Source organism: Streptomyces sp. HUAS MG91 (assembly GCF_040529335.1).
Classification (GTDB): Bacteria; Actinomycetota; Actinomycetes; order Streptomycetales; family Streptomycetaceae; genus Streptomyces; species Streptomyces tabacisoli.
Genome location: NZ_CP159534.1, coordinates 2,297,528 through 2,315,152, shown reverse-complemented (window position 1 = coordinate 2,315,152; position 17,625 = coordinate 2,297,528). Strand labels below are relative to the sequence as shown.

At 70.0% G+C, this 17,625-nt stretch carries 14 protein-coding genes; 13 read left to right on the top strand and 1 reads right to left on the bottom strand.

Annotated features, from left to right (window positions below; translation table 11 throughout):
* Positions 1–34: 34 nt before the first annotated feature.
* The 13 genes from ABII15_RS10705 (at position 35) to ABII15_RS10645 (ending at position 14,270) form a co-directional block, all read left to right on the top strand.
* Positions 35–1,690 carry a UDP-N-acetylmuramoyl-L-alanyl-D-glutamate--2,6-diaminopimelate ligase gene (locus tag ABII15_RS10705; protein ID WP_353942058.1) on the top strand — a complete coding sequence of 552 codons (1,656 nt, stop codon included), beginning with the start codon at positions 35–37 and terminating at the stop codon, positions 1,688–1,690.
* 4 nt (positions 1,691–1,694) lie between these two features.
* The gene (gene murF / locus ABII15_RS10700; RefSeq protein WP_353942057.1) at positions 1,695–3,098 is read left to right on the top strand and encodes a UDP-N-acetylmuramoyl-tripeptide--D-alanyl-D-alanine ligase; all 1,404 of its coding nucleotides are present in this window, start codon (positions 1,695–1,697) and stop codon (positions 3,096–3,098) included.
* Positions 3,095–4,168: a phospho-N-acetylmuramoyl-pentapeptide-transferase gene (gene mraY / locus ABII15_RS10695; RefSeq protein ID WP_111661786.1), complete on the top strand. Its 1,074-nt coding sequence runs from the start codon at positions 3,095–3,097 to the stop codon at positions 4,166–4,168. The genes murF and mraY overlap by 4 nt, the downstream gene beginning before the upstream one ends.
* Positions 4,150–5,583, top strand: a complete 1,434-nt coding sequence (gene murD / locus ABII15_RS10690; protein ID WP_353942056.1) for a UDP-N-acetylmuramoyl-L-alanine--D-glutamate ligase — start codon at positions 4,150–4,152, stop codon at positions 5,581–5,583. The genes mraY and murD overlap by 19 nt, the downstream gene beginning before the upstream one ends.
* Before the next feature lie 84 nt (positions 5,584–5,667).
* Entirely contained in the window at positions 5,668–6,984 is a 1,317-nt protein-coding gene (ftsW, locus tag ABII15_RS10685) for a putative lipid II flippase FtsW (protein ID WP_353942055.1), read from the top strand.
* Between the two features lie 6 nt (positions 6,985–6,990).
* Positions 6,991–8,082: an undecaprenyldiphospho-muramoylpentapeptide beta-N-acetylglucosaminyltransferase gene (murG, locus tag ABII15_RS10680; RefSeq protein ID WP_353942054.1), complete on the top strand. Its 1,092-nt coding sequence runs from the start codon at positions 6,991–6,993 to the stop codon at positions 8,080–8,082.
* A 16-nt stretch (positions 8,083–8,098) separates the two neighbouring features.
* Positions 8,099–8,896 (top strand): FtsQ-type POTRA domain-containing protein, encoded by a 798-nt coding sequence (locus ABII15_RS10675; RefSeq protein WP_353942053.1) that lies wholly within the window; start codon positions 8,099–8,101, stop codon positions 8,894–8,896.
* Positions 8,897–9,193: 297 nt separating this feature from the next.
* Positions 9,194–10,417 carry a cell division protein FtsZ gene (gene ftsZ / locus ABII15_RS10670; protein ID WP_353942052.1) on the top strand — a complete coding sequence of 408 codons (1,224 nt, stop codon included), beginning with the start codon at positions 9,194–9,196 and terminating at the stop codon, positions 10,415–10,417.
* Positions 10,418–10,441: 24 nt separating this feature from the next.
* A complete protein-coding gene (pgeF, locus tag ABII15_RS10665) occupies positions 10,442–11,191 on the top strand; it encodes a peptidoglycan editing factor PgeF (protein WP_353942051.1) in 750 nt (249 codons plus the stop codon).
* 6 nt (positions 11,192–11,197) lie between these two features.
* A complete protein-coding gene (locus ABII15_RS10660) occupies positions 11,198–11,926 on the top strand; it encodes a YggS family pyridoxal phosphate-dependent enzyme (RefSeq protein ID WP_353942050.1) in 729 nt (242 codons plus the stop codon).
* A 126-nt stretch (positions 11,927–12,052) separates the two neighbouring features.
* Positions 12,053–12,697, top strand: a complete 645-nt coding sequence (sepF, locus tag ABII15_RS10655) for a cell division protein SepF (RefSeq protein ID WP_353942049.1) — start codon at positions 12,053–12,055, stop codon at positions 12,695–12,697.
* Positions 12,698–12,772: 75 nt separating this feature from the next.
* On the top strand, positions 12,773–13,057 hold the full coding sequence (locus tag ABII15_RS10650) for a YggT family protein (RefSeq protein ID WP_353942048.1): 285 nt from the start codon (positions 12,773–12,775) through the stop codon (positions 13,055–13,057).
* Positions 13,058–13,112: 55 nt separating this feature from the next.
* Positions 13,113–14,270, top strand: coding sequence for a DivIVA domain-containing protein (locus tag ABII15_RS10645; protein WP_353942047.1), 1,158 nt, complete (start codon positions 13,113–13,115; stop codon positions 14,268–14,270).
* Between the two features lie 195 nt (positions 14,271–14,465).
* Here ABII15_RS10645 and ileS read toward each other — a convergent pair whose 3' ends face one another.
* Positions 14,466–17,603 (bottom strand): isoleucine--tRNA ligase, encoded by a 3,138-nt coding sequence (ileS, locus tag ABII15_RS10640; RefSeq protein ID WP_353942046.1) that lies wholly within the window; start codon positions 17,601–17,603, stop codon positions 14,466–14,468.
* Positions 17,604–17,625: the final 22 nt, after the last annotated feature.

Sequence of the window (17,625 nt, the reverse complement as noted above, 5' to 3'; positions counted from 1 at the left end):
TCACCCCACACAGTGAAGACAGCCTGAAGACCCCGTGACAACCATCACCCCCGATCCAGGGAACCAGCCCGCGCCACGCCCCTCGCTTCGCTCAGGGCGGGCCGGGCCCGGTACGCTCACCGCCGTGCCACACGCTGATCAGTCCCAAACCACCCAGAAGGGCGCACCCGTGACATATCCCGGGCCGCCGCGACCGGCCGAGGTCACCGCCGCATCCCTCGTGGAACTGGCCGGTCAGCTGGGGGTCGCCGTACCCCGGGCCACGGTCGAGGTCACCGGCATCACCCATGACTCCCGCGCGGTTCGCCCCGGCGATCTGTACGCGGCCCTGCCCGGAGCCCGCGCCCACGGCGCCGACTTCGCCGCGCAGGCCGCGGGTCTCGGCGCCGTCGCCGCGCTCACCGACCCGGCCGGCGCCGACCGCGTCACCGCCGCCGGACTCGCCGCGCTCGTCGTCGAGAACCCGCGCGGACAGATGGGCGAGCTCGCCGCGACCATTTACGGCCACCCCGGCCGTGACCTGTTGCAGATCGGCATCACCGGCACGTCCGGGAAGACCACGACCGCGTACCTCGTCGAGGGCGGTCTGCGGGAGGTGCGCTCCACCGGGCTCATCGGCACGGTCGAGATGCGCATCGGCGACGAGCGGATCAAGTCCGAGCGGACCACCCCCGAAGCCACCGACCTCCAGGCGCTGTTCGCCGTCATGCGCGAGCGCGGCGTCGACGCCGTCGCCATGGAGGTCTCCAGCCACGCCCTCGTGCTCGGCCGGGTCGACGGCTGCGTCTTCGACGTCGCCGTCTTCAACAACCTCAGCCCGGAGCACATGGAGTTCCACCGGGACATGGAGGACTACTTCCAGGCGAAGGCGCAGCTGTTCACGCGTGCGCGCAGCAAACAGGGCGTCGTGAACTACGACGACGAGTACGGGCGCCGGCTCATCGACGAGTCCGAGGTCCCCGTCGTCACCTTCTCCGCCGAGGGCCACCCCGACGCCGACTGGCGCGCCGAGGACGTCGAGGTCGGGCCGCTCGGCTCGACGCTGACCGTCGTCGGCCCCAAGGGCGAGCGGATCGCCGCCAAGGCACCGCTGCCGGGCCCCTTCAACGTCGCGAACACCCTCGCCGCGATCGCCACCCTGGCCGTCGCCGGGATCGACCCGCAGACCGCGGCCGACGGCGTCGCCGCCGTGCCCGGCGTGCCGGGCCGCCTGGAGCGCGTGGACGCCGGGCAGGACTACCTCGCCGTCGTCGACTACGCGCACAAGACCGACGCCGTCGAGTCCGTCCTCAAGGCGCTGCGCAAGGTCACCGAGAACAAGCTGCACATCGTGCTGGGCTGTGGCGGGGACCGGGACAGGACGAAGCGGATGCCGATGGGCGCCGCCGCCGCGCGGTTCGCCGACACGGCCATCCTCACCTCCGACAACCCCCGCTCCGAGGACCCCCTCGCGATCCTCGCGACGATGCTCGCCGGCGCCGCCGACGTGCCGGCCCACGAGCGCGGCGACGTCGCCGTCTTCGAGGACCGGGCCGCGGCCATCGCCGCCGCCGTCGCGCGCGCCGAGCCCGGCGACACCGTGCTCGTCGCCGGCAAGGGCCACGAGCAGGGACAGGACATCGCCGGGGTGGTGCGTCCCTTCGACGACCGCCTGGTGCTTCGCGAAGCCATCGAGCAAACCCAGGGATGAAGTTGTGATCGCCCTCTCCCTCGCCGAGATCGCCACAGTCGTCGGCGGGCAGACGTACGACATACCGGATCCGCAGGTCCGGGTCACCGGACCGGTGGTCAGGGACTCCCGTGAGGTGGAGCCCGGCAGCCTGTTCGCCGCCTTCGCCGGTGAGCGCGTGGACGGCCACGACTACGCCGCCGACGTGGTCGCCAAGGGCGCCGTCGCGGTCCTGGCCACCCGGCCCGTCGGAGTGCCCGCCATCGTCGTCGACGACGTCAAGGCGGCGCTCGGCGCACTCGCCCGGCACGTCGTCGCCCGGCTCGGCGCCACGCTCGTCGCGCTGACCGGCTCGGCCGGCAAGACCAGCACCAAGGACCTCATCGCCCAGGTGCTGCGGAGCAAGGCCCCCACGGTCTTCACGCCCGGCTCGTTCAACAACGAGATCGGGCTGCCGCTCACCGCGCTCTCCGCCACCGACGAGACACAGTTCCTCGTCCTGGAGATGGGCGCCCGCGGCATCGGCCACATCCGCTACCTGACGGACCTCACGCCCCCGAAGGTCGGCCTCGTCCTCAATGTCGGAACCGCCCACATCGGCGAGTTCGGCGGCCGCGAGCAGATCGCGCAGGCAAAGGGGGAACTCGTCGAGGCGCTGCCCGCCGACGGCACCGCGATCCTGAACGCCGACGATCCGCTGGTGAAGGCGATGGCCTCGCGCACGAAGGCGAAGGTGCTCCTCTTCGGAGAGGCCGCCGAAGCCGACATTCGTGCCGAGAATGTCCGTCTCACGGAGAACGGCCGCCCTTCCTTCAGCCTTCACACACCCTCCGGGTGCAGCGAAGTGACCTTGCGGCTGTACGGTGAGCACCACGTGTCGAACGCGCTCGCTGCGGCCGCCGTCGCCCACGACCTCGGTATGTCCGTGGAGGAGATCGCCCTCGCGCTCTCCGAGGCGGGCACCCTGTCCCGCTGGCGGATGGAGGTCACCGAGCGCCCGGACGGCGTCACGATCGTCAACGACGCCTACAACGCGAACCCCGAGTCCATGCGCGCGGCTCTCCGCGCCCTGGTGGCCATGGGCAAGGGGCGTCGTACGTGGGCGGTGCTCGGCCAGATGGCCGAGCTCGGTGACGACGCGCTGGCCGAGCACGACGCGGTCGGACGGCTCGCCGTCCGGCTCAACGTCAGCAAGCTCGTGGCAGTCGGGGGCAGGGAAGCGTCCTGGCTGCGACTGGGCGCCTATAACGAGGGTTCGTGGGGTGAGGAGTCGGTGCACGTGTCCGACGCACAGGCGGCGATCGACCTGTTGCGCAGCGAGCTGCGCCCGGGAGACGTCGTGCTCGTGAAGGCGTCCAGGTCGGTGGGCCTGGAGAGCGTTGCACAGGCGCTGCTGGACGACGTACAGGGCGGGGCTGATGCCCGATGATGAAGCAGATTCTCTTCTCGGGTGTCATCGGTCTCTTCCTGACCCTGGTCGGCACCCCGCTGCTCATCAAGCTGCTGGCCCGCAAGGGCTACGGCCAGTACATCCGTGACGACGGCCCGCGCGAGCACCACTCCAAGCGCGGTACGCCGACCATGGGTGGCATCGCCTTCATCCTGGCGACGCTCATCGCGTACTTCCTCAGCAAGCTGATCACCGGCGCCGCCCCGACCCTGTCGGGCCTGCTCGTCCTCGGTCTGATGGCGGGCATGGGCCTGGTCGGCTTCCTCGACGACTACATCAAGATCGTCAAGCGGCGTTCGCTCGGTCTGCGGGCCAAGGCGAAGATGGCCGGACAGCTGATCGTCGGCATCGCCTTCGCGCTGCTCGCCATCAACTTCGCGGACGTCCGCGGCAACACCCCGGCCTCCACCAAGCTCTCGTTCGTCGAGGACTTCGGCTGGACGATCGGCCCGGTGCTCTTCGTGGTCTGGGCGCTGTTCATGATCCTCGCGATGTCGAACGGCGTGAACCTGACCGACGGCCTCGACGGCCTCGCCACCGGCGCCTCCGTGATGGTCTTCGGCGCCTACACCTTCATCGGTGTCTGGCAGTTCCAGGAGTCCTGCGCCAACGCGCAGACCCTCACCAACCCGGGCGCCTGTTTCGAGGTCAGAGACCCACTCGACCTGGCCGTCGTCGCCTCCGCCCTCATGGGCTCCTGCTTCGGCTTCCTGTGGTGGAACACCTCACCGGCCAAGATCTTCATGGGTGACACCGGCTCGCTCGCCCTCGGCGGCGCCCTCGCGGGTCTCGCGATCTGCTCGCGCACCGAGCTGCTGATCGCCCTCCTGGGCGGCCTGTTCGTGATGATCACGATGTCCGTGGTCATCCAGGTCGGCTCGTTCAAGATGACCGGCAAGCGGGTCTTCCGCATGGCGCCACTGCAACACCACTTCGAACTCAAGGGGTGGTCCGAAGTCCTTGTCGTGGTCCGGTTCTGGATCATCCAGGGCATGTGCGTGATCGTCGGACTCGGCCTCTTCTACGCAGGATGGGCAGCCAAGAAGTGACCTCCCTCTGGGCAGGCAAGAACATCACCGTCGCCGGTCTCGGCGTGAGCGGCCTCAGCGCCGCCCGCGCCCTGGCCGGCCTCGGCGCGTCGGTCACCGTGGTCGACGGCGGCGACAGCCCCGCTCACCACGAAAAGGCCGCTCTCCTGCGAGAGGCGGGTATCTCCGTACAGCTCGGCGACGCGACCACCCTGCCCGAGGGCACCGATCTCGTCGTCACCTCGCCCGGCTGGAAGCCTTCGTCGCCCCTGTTCGCGGCGGCCGCGGCGGCCGGTGTCGACGTCGTCGGCGACGTGGAGATCGCCTGGCGGCTGCGCGGTCCGGGCGCCGCGCCCTGGCTCGCGATCACCGGCACCAACGGCAAGACCACGACCACGCAGATGCTCGCGTCGATCCTGGAGGCCGCGGGCCTGCGCACGGCGGCCGTCGGCAACATCGGTACGCCGATCATCGACGTCGTCCTCCAGGGCGACGACGCCTACGACGTGTTCGCCGTGGAGCTGTCCTCCTACCAGCTGCACTGGGCGCCCTCGCTGCGCGCCCACTCCGGCGCCGTCCTCAACCTCGCGCCCGACCACCTCGACTGGCACGGCTCCATGGAGGCCTACGCCGCCGACAAGGGCCGCATCTACGAGGGCAATCAGGTCGCCTGCGTCTACAACGTCGCCGACAAGGCCACCGAGAACCTGGTCCGCGAGGCCGACGTCGAGGAGGGCTGCCGCGCCATCGGGTTCACCCTCGGCACGCCCGGCCCCTCCGAACTCGGTGTCGTGGACGGCATCCTGGTCGACCGCGCCTTCGTCGCCGACCGGCAGAAGAACGCGCAGGAGCTCGCCGAGGTCACCGACGTACGCCCGTCGGCCCCGCACAACATCGCCAACGCCCTCGCCGCGGCCGCCCTCGCCCGCGCCTTCGGCGTCGAGCCCGCCGCCGTGCGCGACGGGCTGCGCAACTTCACGCCGGACGCGCACCGCATCGCGCACGTCGCCGACGTCGACGAGGTCGCGTACATCGACGACTCCAAGGCCACCAACACCCACGCCGCACAGGCGTCGTTGGCCTCCTACGAGTCCATCGTGTGGATCGCGGGCGGGCTCGCCAAGGGAGCCACCTTCGACGAACTGGTCGCCGACGCAGCTAAGCGGCTGCGGGGCGTCGTCCTGATCGGCGCCGACCGTGGCCTGATCCGTGAAGCCCTGGAGCGACACGCGCCGGAAGTACCCGTCGTCGACCTCGACCGGACCGACACTGGGGCGATGTCGGCGGCGGTCCAGGAGGCAGCACGGCTCGCCCGCCCGGGGGACACCGTGCTGATGGCTCCGGCCTGTGCGTCGATGGACATGTTCACCAACTACAACAAGCGTGGCGAGGCGTTCGCGGAAGCAGTCCGCGAACTCGGCGCCACCAGCGTCTGAGGGACCCACGGGTGCCCGGTGACGCCGGGCACCCTTCGGGAGGGGACGTGGCAGCGCAGACCGCTTGCGGAACGGGGGTCCGTGATGGCCGGTAGCACCACCAAGCGCCCCGCCGCACCACCGCGCAGGACGAGCAAGGTCTACCGGGCCCGCGCCAATCCGCTGCGCCGCCTGTACACCCAGGCACGCCGCGCCTGGGACCGGCCGCTCACCGCCTACTACCTGATCCTCGGCTCAGCGCTGCTCATCACCGGCCTCGGCCTGGTGATGGTGTACTCGGCGTCGATGATCACGGCCCTGCAGATGGGCCTGACCGGTTCCTACTTCTTCCGCAAGCAGTTCATCGCCGCCGTCCTCGGCTCGATCCTGCTGGTGCTCGCGATGCGGATGCCGGTGAAGCTGCACCGCGCGCTCGCCTATCCCATCCTCGCCGTCAGCGTCTTCATGATGGCGCTCGTCCAGGTGCCCGGGATAGGGGTGTCGATCAACGGCAACCAGAACTGGATCTCGCTCGGCGGCCCCTTCATGCTCCAGCCCAGCGAGTTCGGCAAGCTGGCGCTGATCCTCTGGGGCGCCGACCTGCTCGCCCGCAAGCACGACAAGCGGCTGCTGACCCAGTGGAAGCACATGCTGGTGCCGCTGGTCCCGGTCGCCTTCCTGCTGCTCGGCCTGATCATGCTCGGCGGCGACATGGGCACCGCGATCCTGCTCACAGCCATCCTTTTCGGCCTTCTCTGGCTCGCCGGAGCGCCCACCCGGCTCTTCGTCGGGGTGCTCACCGTCGCGGGCGCCATCGGCGTCATGCTCATCAAGACCAGCCCCAACCGAATGGCCCGCCTCGCCTGCCTGGGCCGCGCCGACGCGGGCCCCGACGACATGTGCTGGCAGGGACTGCACGGGATCTACGCCCTGGCCTCGGGCGGATTCTTCGGTTCCGGCCTCGGCGCCAGTGTGGAAAAATGGGGTCAACTTCCCGAAGCGCACACCGACTTCATCTTTGCCATCACCGGTGAGGAACTGGGCCTGGCAGGGACGCTGTCGGTGCTCGCCCTGTTCGCGGCTCTAGGCTATGCGGGTATCCGCGTGGCCGGACGCACGGAGGACCCCTTCGTTCGATACGCCGCGGGTGGTGTGACGACCTGGATCACGGCGCAGGCCGTGGTCAACATCGGTGCGGTGCTCGGCCTGCTGCCGATCGCCGGTGTCCCGCTCCCGCTGTTCTCGTACGGAGGTTCCGCACTGCTGCCGACCATGTTCGCCGTGGGACTTCTGATCGCGTTCGCGCGGGACGAGCCGGCGGCGCGGGCGGCCCTCGCCATGCGGCGAACCTCGGGGGAGCGTGGGATGAGATGGAACACGATGCGACGGCGCGCCACGGCGCGTACGTCCGGAGAGCGGTGAATTTCGGTGCATGTCGTACTCGCCGGTGGGGGGACCGCCGGCCACATCGAGCCGGCGCTCGCCCTCGCGGACGCCCTGCGCAGGCAGGACCCGACCGTGGGCATCACGGCCCTCGGCACGGAGAGGGGGCTCGAGACACGGCTCGTACCCGAGCGTGGCTACGAACTGGCGCTGATCCCCGCCGTCCCGCTGCCCCGCAAGCCCACCCCTGAGCTGATCACCGTCCCCGGGCGGCTGCGCGGCACCATCAAGGCCGCCGAGCAGATCATGGAGCGGACCAAGGCGGACGCGGTGGTCGGGTTCGGCGGCTATGTGGCGCTGCCCGGCTATCTGGCCGCCAAGCGGCTCGGCGTGCCGATCATCGTGCACGAGGCCAACGCCCGGCCCGGCCTGGCCAACAAGATCGGTTCGCGGTACGCGGCCCAGGTCGCCGTCTCCAGCCCGGACAGCAAGCTGCGCAACTCCCGCTACATCGGCATCCCGCTGCGCCGCACCATCGCCATGCTGGACCGGGCCGCGGTGCGCCCCGAGGCCCGCGCCGCGTTCGGCCTCGACCCGAACCTGCCGACGCTGCTGGTCTCCGGCGGCTCCCAGGGCGCCCGCCGGCTGAACGAGGTCGTCCAGCGCGTCGCCCCGCTGCTCCAGCGGTCCGGCATCCAGATCCTGCACGTGGTCGGTCCCAAGAACGAACTGCCGCAGGTTCAGCAGATGCCGGGTATGCCCCCCTATATCCCGGTACCGTACGTGGACCGGATGGACCTCGCGTACGCCGCGGCCGACATGATGCTCTGCCGCGCGGGCGCGATGACCGTCGCCGAACTCTCCGCCGTCGGGCTCCCGGCCGCCTACGTCCCGCTGCCCATCGGCAACGGCGAACAGCGGCTCAACGCCCAGCCGGTGGTCAAGGCAGGCGGCGGCCTGCTGGTCGACGACGCGGAGCTGACCCCGGAGTGGATCCAGGGCAACGTACTGCCCGTGCTCGCCGATCCGCACCGGCTGTTCGAGATGTCCCGCGCCGCGTCCGAGTTCGGCCGCAGGGACGCCGACGACCTGCTCGTCGGCATGGTGTACGAGGCGATCAACTCGCGTCACCAGTGACGTAGAAGGAGCGAGCGTGGCCGGATCGGCTGTGACGGACCGAGAGGACGCCGAGGCGTACGAGGCCGGCCCGCCCCCGCCCCGCTTCCGTCGTCCGAGCGTCCGCACGCTCATCGTGACCGGAGTGCTGCTCGTCCTGATCGGGGCGGGCAGCATCTGGTCGCTCTACGGTTCGCAATGGCTGCGCGTCGAGCGCGTCACGATCTCCGGAACCGAGGTCCTGACGCCCGCCCAGGTGCGCGACGCGGCCGCCGTTCCCGTCGGTGCCCCGCTGATTTCCGTCGACACGGATGCCATTGCGGACCGGCTGCGCCAGAAATTGCCCCGAATTGACGCAGTTGATGTGGTGCGTTCCTGGCCGCACGGAATCGGGCTGAAAGTGACGGAACGCAAGCCGGTTCTGATTGCCGCGGACGAGCGAAATTCGGGCAAGTTCGTCGAAGTCGACCATGAAGGCGTGCGTTTCGCGACGGTCGACAAGGCCCCGAAGGGCGTTCCCCGACTGGAATTGACGCCCGATCAGCGGGGCGCGGCGGCCAGTCTGCGCCGTTTCGGCCCCGAGCGTCTGACCCGGGAAGCCGTGCGGGTCGCGGGCCTGCTGCCCGCCGCGGTGGCGCGCGACACCCGGACCGTCAAGGTCCGTTCCTACGACGACATCTCGCTGGAACTCACCGGCGGACGGACCGTCGTCTGGGGAAGCGGCGAGAAGAGCGCGCAGAAGGTACACGCTCTCGCCGCTCTCATGAAAGCCGCTCCGAAGGCACGGCACTTCGACGTGAGTGTTCCCACCGCCCCTGCGTCAGTGGGGAGTTGACGCACATCAGCGCAGGCCAGCACCCTGGTTGGGCAGCGCTACGGCTGATCACATAGGGTGAAAAGAAAAACGGGAGGTTCGGCGTGTTCGTTGAACGGGCGCCACTTGTCGACTTAGTGTCAGGTTCGGAAGAGTCCAGGGAACAGACACACTGGTAACCCTAAACTTCAGCGTTAGGGTTCGGGTCGGCAGCCGACTAGTAGTCAACTAGTAGTCCGGACCGCCCCAATTCGGCATCAGTCGTCGCAGCGCAGAAGGCGAGCGACGACACGTAACTCGAGGCGAGAGGCCTTCGACGTGGCAGCACCGCAGAACTACCTCGCAGTCATCAAAGTCATCGGTGTCGGCGGCGGTGGTGTCAATGCCATCAACCGGATGATCGAGGTCGGTCTCAAGGGCGTCGAGTTCATCGCCATCAACACCGACGCGCAAGCCCTGTTGATGAGCGACGCGGACGTCAAGCTCGACGTCGGCCGTGAACTCACCCGCGGACTCGGCGCCGGAGCCAATCCGGCCGTCGGCCGCAAGGCGGCCGAGGACCACCGCGAGGAGATCGAGGAGGTCCTCAAGGGGGCCGACATGGTCTTCGTCACCGCCGGTGAAGGCGGCGGCACCGGCACCGGCGGCGCGCCCGTCGTGGCCAACATCGCACGCTCGCTCGGCGCCCTCACGATCGGCGTGGTCACCCGCCCGTTCACCTTCGAGGGACGGCGCCGGGCGAACCAGGCGGAGGACGGCATCGCCGAGCTCCGCGAAGAGGTCGACACCCTCATCGTCATTCCGAACGACCGGCTCCTGTCCATCTCGGACCGGCAGGTCTCCGTCCTCGACGCGTTCAAGTCGGCGGACCAGGTCCTGCTCTCCGGTGTCCAGGGCATCACCGACCTGATCACCACCCCGGGTCTGATCAACCTCGACTTCGCCGACGTCAAGTCCGTGATGTCCGAAGCCGGTTCCGCCCTCATGGGCATCGGCTCGGCCCGCGGCGACGACCGCGCGGTGGCGGCGGCCGAGATGGCGATCTCCTCGCCGCTCCTGGAGGCGTCCATCGACGGCGCCCGCGGTGTGCTGCTCTCCATCTCCGGCGGCTCGGACCTCGGTCTCTTCGAGATCAACGAGGCCGCGCAGCTGGTCAGCGAGGCCGCGCACCCCGAGGCGAACATCATCTTCGGTGCCGTCATCGACGACGCCCTCGGCGACGAGGTGCGGGTCACGGTGATCGCCGCCGGCTTCGACGGCGGACAGCCGCCGGCCAAGCGGGAGAACGTCATCAGCTCGTCGTCGGTCAAGCGCGAGGACCCGGCCGCGGCGGCCCGTGCCGCGTCGGCCGCCGAGCCCTCGCGTCCGACCTTCGGCAGCCTCGGCAGCGTCACGCCCCGCGAGGAGCTGAAGCCGGAGCCGGCCGAGCCCGCCCCGGTGAACGAGGCCCCGTCGGCCCCGGTCGCCCCGCCCCACGTGCCCCGGCCGTCCTACCCGGACAGCCAGGCCGAGGAGCTGGACGTCCCGGACTTCCTGAAGTGACCTCGGGAAGCTCGGACCACTGAAGTGATAGGACAGCTCGACGCCGTGCCAGCGGCGTCCCCGGCAAGCGGCGCCCACTTCGCCTTCACCGACCGGTGGGGCGGGGTGAGCGCCGCTCCGTACGAGGAGCTCAATCTCGGCGGGGCCGTCGGCGACGACCGCGACGCCGTGCTCCGCAACCGGGAGCTGGCCGCCCGGGAGCTCGGCCTCGAACCGGCCCGGGTCGTCTGGATGAACCAGGTGCACGGGCCCGACGTCGCGGTGGTGGACGGGCCCTGGGCCACGGACGCCGCCGTACCGAGCGTCGACGCCCTGGTCACCGCACGGCCCGGCCTCGCCCTCGCCGTGCTCACGGCGGACTGCACCCCGGTGCTGCTCGCCGATCCCGTCGCCGGAGTCGTTGCCGCCGCACACGCGGGACGCCCCGGCATGGTCGCGGGGGTGGTCCCCGCCGCGGTCGGGGCGATGGTGAAGCTCGGCGCGGAGCCGGGCCGGATCGTCGCCCGCACCGGGCCCGCGGTCTGCGGGCGCTGCTACGAAGTCCCCGCCGACATGCGGGCGGAGGTCGCCGAGATCGAGCCGGCGGCGTACGCCGAGACCAGTTGGGGCACTCCGGCCGTCGATGTGACCGCCGGTGTGCACGCGCAACTCGAAAGGCTCGGAGTGCACGACCGGCGCGCGTCGCCGGTGTGCACCCTGGAGTCGCACGACCACTTCTCGTACCGCCGCGAGCGCACCACCGGGCGCCTCGCGAGCTATGTCTGGCTGGACTGAAACGACATGACGGACCTTCAGGGACGTAAGGACGAACTCACCGCGAACCTGGCCCGGGTGGAGGAACGTATCGCCGCCGCCTGCGCCGCCGCGGGTCGCAAGCGCGAGGACGTCACTCTCATCGTGGTCACCAAGACCTATCCCGCGAGCGACGTCCGGATCCTGTCCGGGCTCGGTGTGCGGCACGTGGCCGAGAACCGTGACCAGGACGCCGCACCCAAGGCGGCCGAGTGCGCGGACCTCCCGCTCACCTGGCACTTCGTCGGTCAGTTGCAGACCAACAAGGTGCGTTCCGTGGTGGGTTATGCCGATCTGGTGCAGTCCGTGGACCGGGCGAGGCTCGTCACGGCGCTGTCCAAGGAGGCGGTACGGGCCGAGCGCGAGCTCGGTTGCCTGATCCAGGTCGCCCTCGACGCCGACGAGGACGGCCGGGGCGAGCGCGGTGGCGTGGGAGTGGGCGGAGTGGAGGAGTTGGCGGCGCGCGTGGCCGAGGCGCCGGGGCTGCGGCTCGACGGACTGATGACCGTCGCGCCGCTCACCGGGGACTACGCGGGCCGGCAACAGGCGGCGTTCGAGCGCCTCATGGATTTGTCGACTGCCCTGCGCGCGGCCCATCCGGCTGCGAACATGGTCTCGGCAGGGATGAGTTCGGATCTCGAGCAGGCCGTGGCGGCCGGAGCGACACATGTGCGCGTCGGTACGGCGGTCCTCGGTGTCCGGCCGAGGCTCGGGTAACGTCGCCAAGAAGTCGGACCACAGCAGAAAATATGGTCATTCTCGCTGATGGGCGGGGAGATCGCGTGGATCGCGGGCATTTTGGTTGACGTCAGCCGATCCACCACAGAGCGGAGGACTCAGAGCATGGCCGGCGCGATGCGCAAGATGGCGGTCTACCTCGGCCTCGTGGAGGACGATGGGTACGACGGCCGGGGGTTCGACCCCGACGACGACTTCGAACCCGAGCTCGACCCGGAACCCGAGCGTGACCGCCGGCGGCACGAGCCGTCGCACCAGTCACACAGTGCGCGTTCAGTGATCGAAGAGGACGAACCGGTACGAGTGGTGCAGCCGCCCGCTCAGCGCGAGCCGGTCCGTCCCTCGGCTTCGCTCGGCGCTGAATCGGGACGTCCGGCACGAATCGCCCCCGTGGCATCCATCACACCTGAACGTCAGAGCCTGGAGAAGAACGCACCGGTGATCATGCCCAAGGTCGTGTCCGAGCGGGAGCCCTACCGCATCACCACGTTGCACCCCCGGACCTACAACGAGGCCCGTACCATCGGGGAACACTTCCGTGAGGGCACTCCGGTGATCATGAATCTGACGGAGATGGACGACACCGACGCGAAGCGACTTGTCGACTTTGCCGCCGGTCTCGTCTTCGGTCTGCACGGAAGCATCGAGCGGGTGACGCAGAAGGTGTTCCTGTTGTCGCCTGCTAACGTCGATGTCACGGCGGAGGACAAGGCCCGCATCGCAGAGGGCGGGTTCTTCAACCAGAGCTGAGACGCAGCACTAGTTCAACGACTAGCTAGGTACTAGTCATGAGGCACGAGACACAGGGGAGAGGGAACCACCGACATGGGCGTGGTTTTGGATGTGGTCTACATCGCGCTGATGTGTTTCCTCATCGTGCTGATCTTCCGGCTGGTCATGGACTATGTCTTCCAGTTCGCCCGCTCGTGGCAACCCGGCAAGGCGATGGTGGTCGTTCTGGAGGCCACCTACACTGTCACTGATCCACCGCTCAAGCTTCTGCGGCGGTTCATTCCGCCGCTGCGTCTCGGGGGCGTGGCGCTCGACCTGTCCTTCTTCGTACTGATGATCATCGTCTATATCCTGATCACTGTCGTGAGCGGGCTGTGAGCGCGATGTCAACTACGGTCTTGCCGAATGCCGACGACAACGTTGAGGTGAAGAGATGCCGCTGACCCCCGAGGACGTGCGGAACAAGCAGTTCACGACCGTCCGCCTCCGAGAAGGCTATGACGAGGACGAGGTCGATGCCTTCCTCGATGAGGTCGAAGCCGAACTGACCCGTCTCCTGCGTGAGAACGAGGATCTGCGCGCCAAGCTGGCCGCGGCCACGCGTGCCGCCGCGCAGAACCAGCAGCAGGGCGGTATGCGCAAGGGTCCCGGCGGCCCCGGTGGTCCCGACGGCCCCGGTGGTCCGCAGGACCAGCAGGGTCCCCCGCAGGGCATGCGGGGCCCGGGCGCCCCGGTGCCCGCCGGGATATCGGGCCCGCCGCAGCAGCAGATGGGCGGCCCCATGGGTGGTCCGCCGCAGCTGCCGAGCGGTGCCCCGCAGCTTCCGGCCGGTCCGGGTGGCCACGGTCCGCAGGGCGGCCCGCAGGGTCCCGGCCCGATGGGCCAGGGTCCGATGGGCCAGCAGCCGCAGCTCGGCGGCCCGATGGGCGGCCCCATGGGCGGCGGCGGTCCGATGGGCGGCCCGCAGATGCCGCAGCCCGGTCAGGGCCCCGGTGGCGACAGCGCCGCCCGTGTCCTCTCGCTGGCCCAGCAGACCGCCGACCAGGCGATCGCCGAGGCCCGCTCCGAGGCCAACAAGATCGTCGGCGAGGCCCGCAGCCGCGCCGAGGGTCTCGAGCGTGACGCCCGTGCCAAGGCCGACGCCCTGGAGCGGGACGCGCAGGAGAAGCACCGCGTCGCGATGGGCTCCCTGGAGTCCGCCCGCGCCACGCTGGAGCGCAAGGTCGAGGACCTGCGCGGCTTCGAGCGCGAGTACCGCACGCGTCTGAAGTCGTACCTGGAGTCGCAGCTGCGTCAGCTGGAGTCCCAGTCCGACGACTCGCTGGCTCCGCCGCGCACCCCGGCCACCGCCTCGCTGCCGCCGTCCCCGGCGCCGTCGATGGCTCCCGCCGGTGCCGGTGCCCCCTCCTACGGTGGTAACCAGACCATGGGTGGCAACCCGTCCGCCGGTGGCCCGTCGTACGGCGGCCAGCAGCAGATGTCGCCCGCCATGACGCAGCCGATGGCTCCGGTGCGGCCGCAGGGCCCGCAGCCGATGGGTCAGGCTCCGTCGCCGATGCGCGGTTTCCTCATCGACGAGGACGACAACTGAGCCCGGCTGTAGCGCCCTAGAGGCGTCGGCGTTCATTCAGGCCTCGGCCCGGATCGTTTCTGCGATCCGGGCCGAGGTCTTTGTGTTGCCCGGGGGCGTGACGGGGTGCTGTCTCGGGGCTCCGCCCCGGACCCCGCTCCTCAATCGCCGGAGGGGCTGCCCGATGGTTCGGGCAGCCCCTCCGGGAACGGTGCACTACGCCTTGCGGAGGCGGAACTCCAGGCTCAGGCCCTCGTCCGTGAACGGCTCGCCGTAGGCGGCGTCCGCCTCGCCCTGGGCGAAGTCCGTTGCGAGGACCTCGTCGGCGATCAGGCCGGCGTGCTCGGACAGCGCCGAGATCACCGCCGGGTCCGTGGACGTCCAGCGCAGGGCGATCCGGTCCGCGACGTCCAGGCCGCTGTTCTTGCGGGCCTCCTGGATCAGGCGGATCGCGTCACGGGCCAGGCCCGCCTGGCGCAGCTCCTCGGTGAGCTCCAGGTCGAGGGCGACCGTGGCCCCCGAGTCGGAGGCCACCGACCAGCCCTCGCGCGGGGTCTCGGTGATGATGACCTCGTCGGGAGCCAGGTCGACCTTCTCGCCGTCGACCTCCACCGAGGCCGTGCCCTCGCGCAGGGCGAGGGAGAGCGCCGCCGCGTCCGCGTTCGCCACGGCCTTCGCGACGTCCTGGACGCGCTTGCCGAAGCGCTTGCCGAGCGCCCGGAAGTTCGCCTTGGCGGTCGTGTCGACCAGGCTGCCGCCCACCTCGGAGAGCGAGGCCAGCGACGACACGTTCAGCTCCTCCGTGATCTGCGCGTGCAGCTCGGGGGAGAGCGTGTCGAAGCCGGAGGCGGCCACCAGCGCGCGGGACAGCGGCTGGCGCGTCTTGACACCCGACTCCGCGCGCGTGGCGCGGCCCAGCTCGACCAGGCGGCGCACCAGCGCCATCTGCGTGGACAGGCTCGGGTCGATCGCCGACAGGTCGGCCTCCGGCCACGACGACAGGTGCACGGACTCCGGGGCGCCCGGGGTGACCGGGACGACCAGGTCCTGCCAGACCCGCTCGGAGATGAACGGCGTCAGCGGCGCCATCAGCTGGGTGACCGTGACGACCACCTCGTGCAGGGTGCGCAGCGCGGCCTTGTCGCCCTGCCAGAAGCGGCGGCGCGAGCGGCGCACGTACCAGTTCGAGAGGTCGTCGACGAACGCGGACAGCAGCTTGCCGGCGCGCTGGGTGTCGTACGCCTCGAGCGCCTTGGTGACCTCGTCGGTGAGCTGGTGCAGCTCGGACAGCAGCCAGCGGTCCAGTACGGTGCGGTCGGCCGGGGCCGGGTCCGCCTCGCTGGGTGCCCACTCGGACGTACGGGCGTACAGGGCCTGGAAGGCGACCGTGTTCCAGTACGTGAGGAGCGTCTTGCGGACGACCTCCTGGATGGTGCCGTGGCCGACCCGGCGGGCCGCCCACGGGGAGCCGCCGGCCGCCATGAACCAGCGCACCGCGTCCGCGCCGTGCCGGTCCATCAGCGGGATCGGGTCCAGCGTGTTGCCCAGGTGCTTGGACATCTTGCGGCCGTCCTCGGCGAGGATGTGGCCGAGGCACACCACGTTCTCGTACGAGGACTTGTCGAAGACCAGCGTGCCGACCGCCATCAGCGTGTAGAACCACCCACGCGTCTGGTCGATGGCCTCGGAGATGAACTGCGCCGGGTACCGGGACTCGAACAGTTCCTTGTTCTGGTACGGGTAGCCCCACTGCGCGAACGGCATCGAGCCCGAGTCGTACCAGGCGTCGATGACCTCCGGCACGCGCGTCGCCGTCGACGGGCAGCCCTCGTGGGTGCAGGGGAAGGTGACGTCGTCGATGTACGGGCGGTGCGGGTCGAGCTGCGACTGGTCGGTGCCGGTCAGCTCGGACAGCTCCGCGCGCGAGCCGACGCAGGTGAGGTGGCCCTCCTCGCAGCGCCAGATCGGCAGCGGGGTGCCCCAGTAGCGGTTGCGGGACAGCGCCCAGTCGATGTTGTTGGTCAGCCAGTCGCCGAAGCGGCCGTGCTTGACCGTCTCCGGGAACCAGTTGGTCTTCTCGTTCTCCTGGAGGAGGCGGTCCTTGACGGCCGTGGTGCGGATGTACCAGGACGGCTGCGCGTAGTAGAGGAGCGCGGTGTGGCAGCGCCAGCAGTGCGGGTAGCTGTGCTCGTACGGCAGGTGCCGGAAGAGCAGACCGCGGTCCTTGAGGTCCTCGGTCAGCGATTCGTCCGCCTTCTTGAAGAAGACGCCGCCCACGAGGGGGAGGTCGGGGGTGAAGGTGCCGTCGGGCAGCACCGGGTTCACGACGGGGAGGCCGTACGCCTTGCAGACCTTGAGGTCGTCCTCACCGAACGCGGGGGACTGGTGGACCAGACCCGTGCCGTCCTCGGTCGTCACGTACTCGGCGTTGACCACGAAGTGGGCCTCGGCCGGGAACTCGACGAGCTCGAACGGGCGTTGGTACTTCCAGCGCTCCATCTCGGCGCCGGTGAAGGACTCGCCGGTCGTCTCCCAGCCCTCGCCGAGCGCCTTCTCGACGAGTGGCTCGGCGACGACCAGCTTCTCGGTCCCGTCGGTCGCCACGACGTAGCGGACCTCGGGGTGCGCGGCGACCGCCGTGTTGGACACCAGCGTCCAGGGGGTCGTCGTCCAGATCAGCAGCGAGGCCTGACCGGCCAGGGGACCGGAGGTGAGGGGGAAACGGACATAGACCGAGGGGTCGACGACCGTCTCGTAGCCCTGCGCCAGCTCGTGGTCGGAGAGGCCGGTGCCGCAGCGCGGGCACCAGGGGGCGACACGGTGGTCCTGGACCAGCAGGCCCTTGTTGAAGATCTCCTTCAGCGACCACCACACCGACTCGACGTAGGCGGGGTCCATGGTGCGGTACGCGTCGTCGAGGTCGACCCAGTAGCCCATGCGGGTCGTCAGGTCGGAGAAGGCGTCGGTGTGCCGGGTCACGGACTCGCGGCACTTGGCGTTGAACTCGGCGATGCCGTACGCCTCGATGTCCTTCTTGCCGGTGAAGCCCAGCTCCTTCTCGACCGCCAGCTCCACGGGGAGGCCGTGGCAGTCCCAGCCCGCCTTGCGCGCCACGTGGTAGCCGCGCATGGTGCGGAAGCGCGGGAAGACGTCCTTGAAGACGCGGGCCTCGATGTGGTGGGCACCCGGCATGCCGTTGGCCGTGGGCGGGCCCTCGTAGAACACCCACTCGGGGCGCCCTTCGGACTGCTCCAGGCTCTTGGCGAAGATCTTCTGCTCGTCCCAGAAGTCGAGCACCGCGTGCTCGAGGGCGGGCAGGTCGACCTGGGCGGGCACCTGGCGGTACTGCGTCATCAGTCTTCCTCCGGCGGATCTG

Excerpts from the sequence above, each read along its gene's own strand:
- mraY (WP_111661786.1), top strand. The coding sequence starts at position 3,095 with ATGATGAAGCAGATTCTCTTCTCGGGTGTCATCGGTCTCTTCCTGACC.
- murD (WP_353942056.1), top strand. The coding sequence starts at position 4,150 with ATGGGCAGCCAAGAAGTGACCTCCCTCTGGGCAGGCAAGAACATCACC.
- ftsW (WP_353942055.1), top strand. The coding sequence starts at position 5,668 with ATGGCCGGTAGCACCACCAAGCGCCCCGCCGCACCACCGCGCAGGACG.
- ABII15_RS10660 (WP_353942050.1), top strand. The coding sequence starts at position 11,198 with ATGACGGACCTTCAGGGACGTAAGGACGAACTCACCGCGAACCTGGCC.
- sepF (WP_353942049.1), top strand. The coding sequence starts at position 12,053 with ATGGCCGGCGCGATGCGCAAGATGGCGGTCTACCTCGGCCTCGTGGAG.
- ABII15_RS10650 (WP_353942048.1), top strand. The coding sequence starts at position 12,773 with ATGGGCGTGGTTTTGGATGTGGTCTACATCGCGCTGATGTGTTTCCTC.
- ABII15_RS10645 (WP_353942047.1), top strand. The coding sequence starts at position 13,113 with ATGCCGCTGACCCCCGAGGACGTGCGGAACAAGCAGTTCACGACCGTC.
- ileS (WP_353942046.1), bottom strand. The coding sequence starts at position 17,603 with ATGACGCAGTACCGCCAGGTGCCCGCCCAGGTCGACCTGCCCGCCCTC.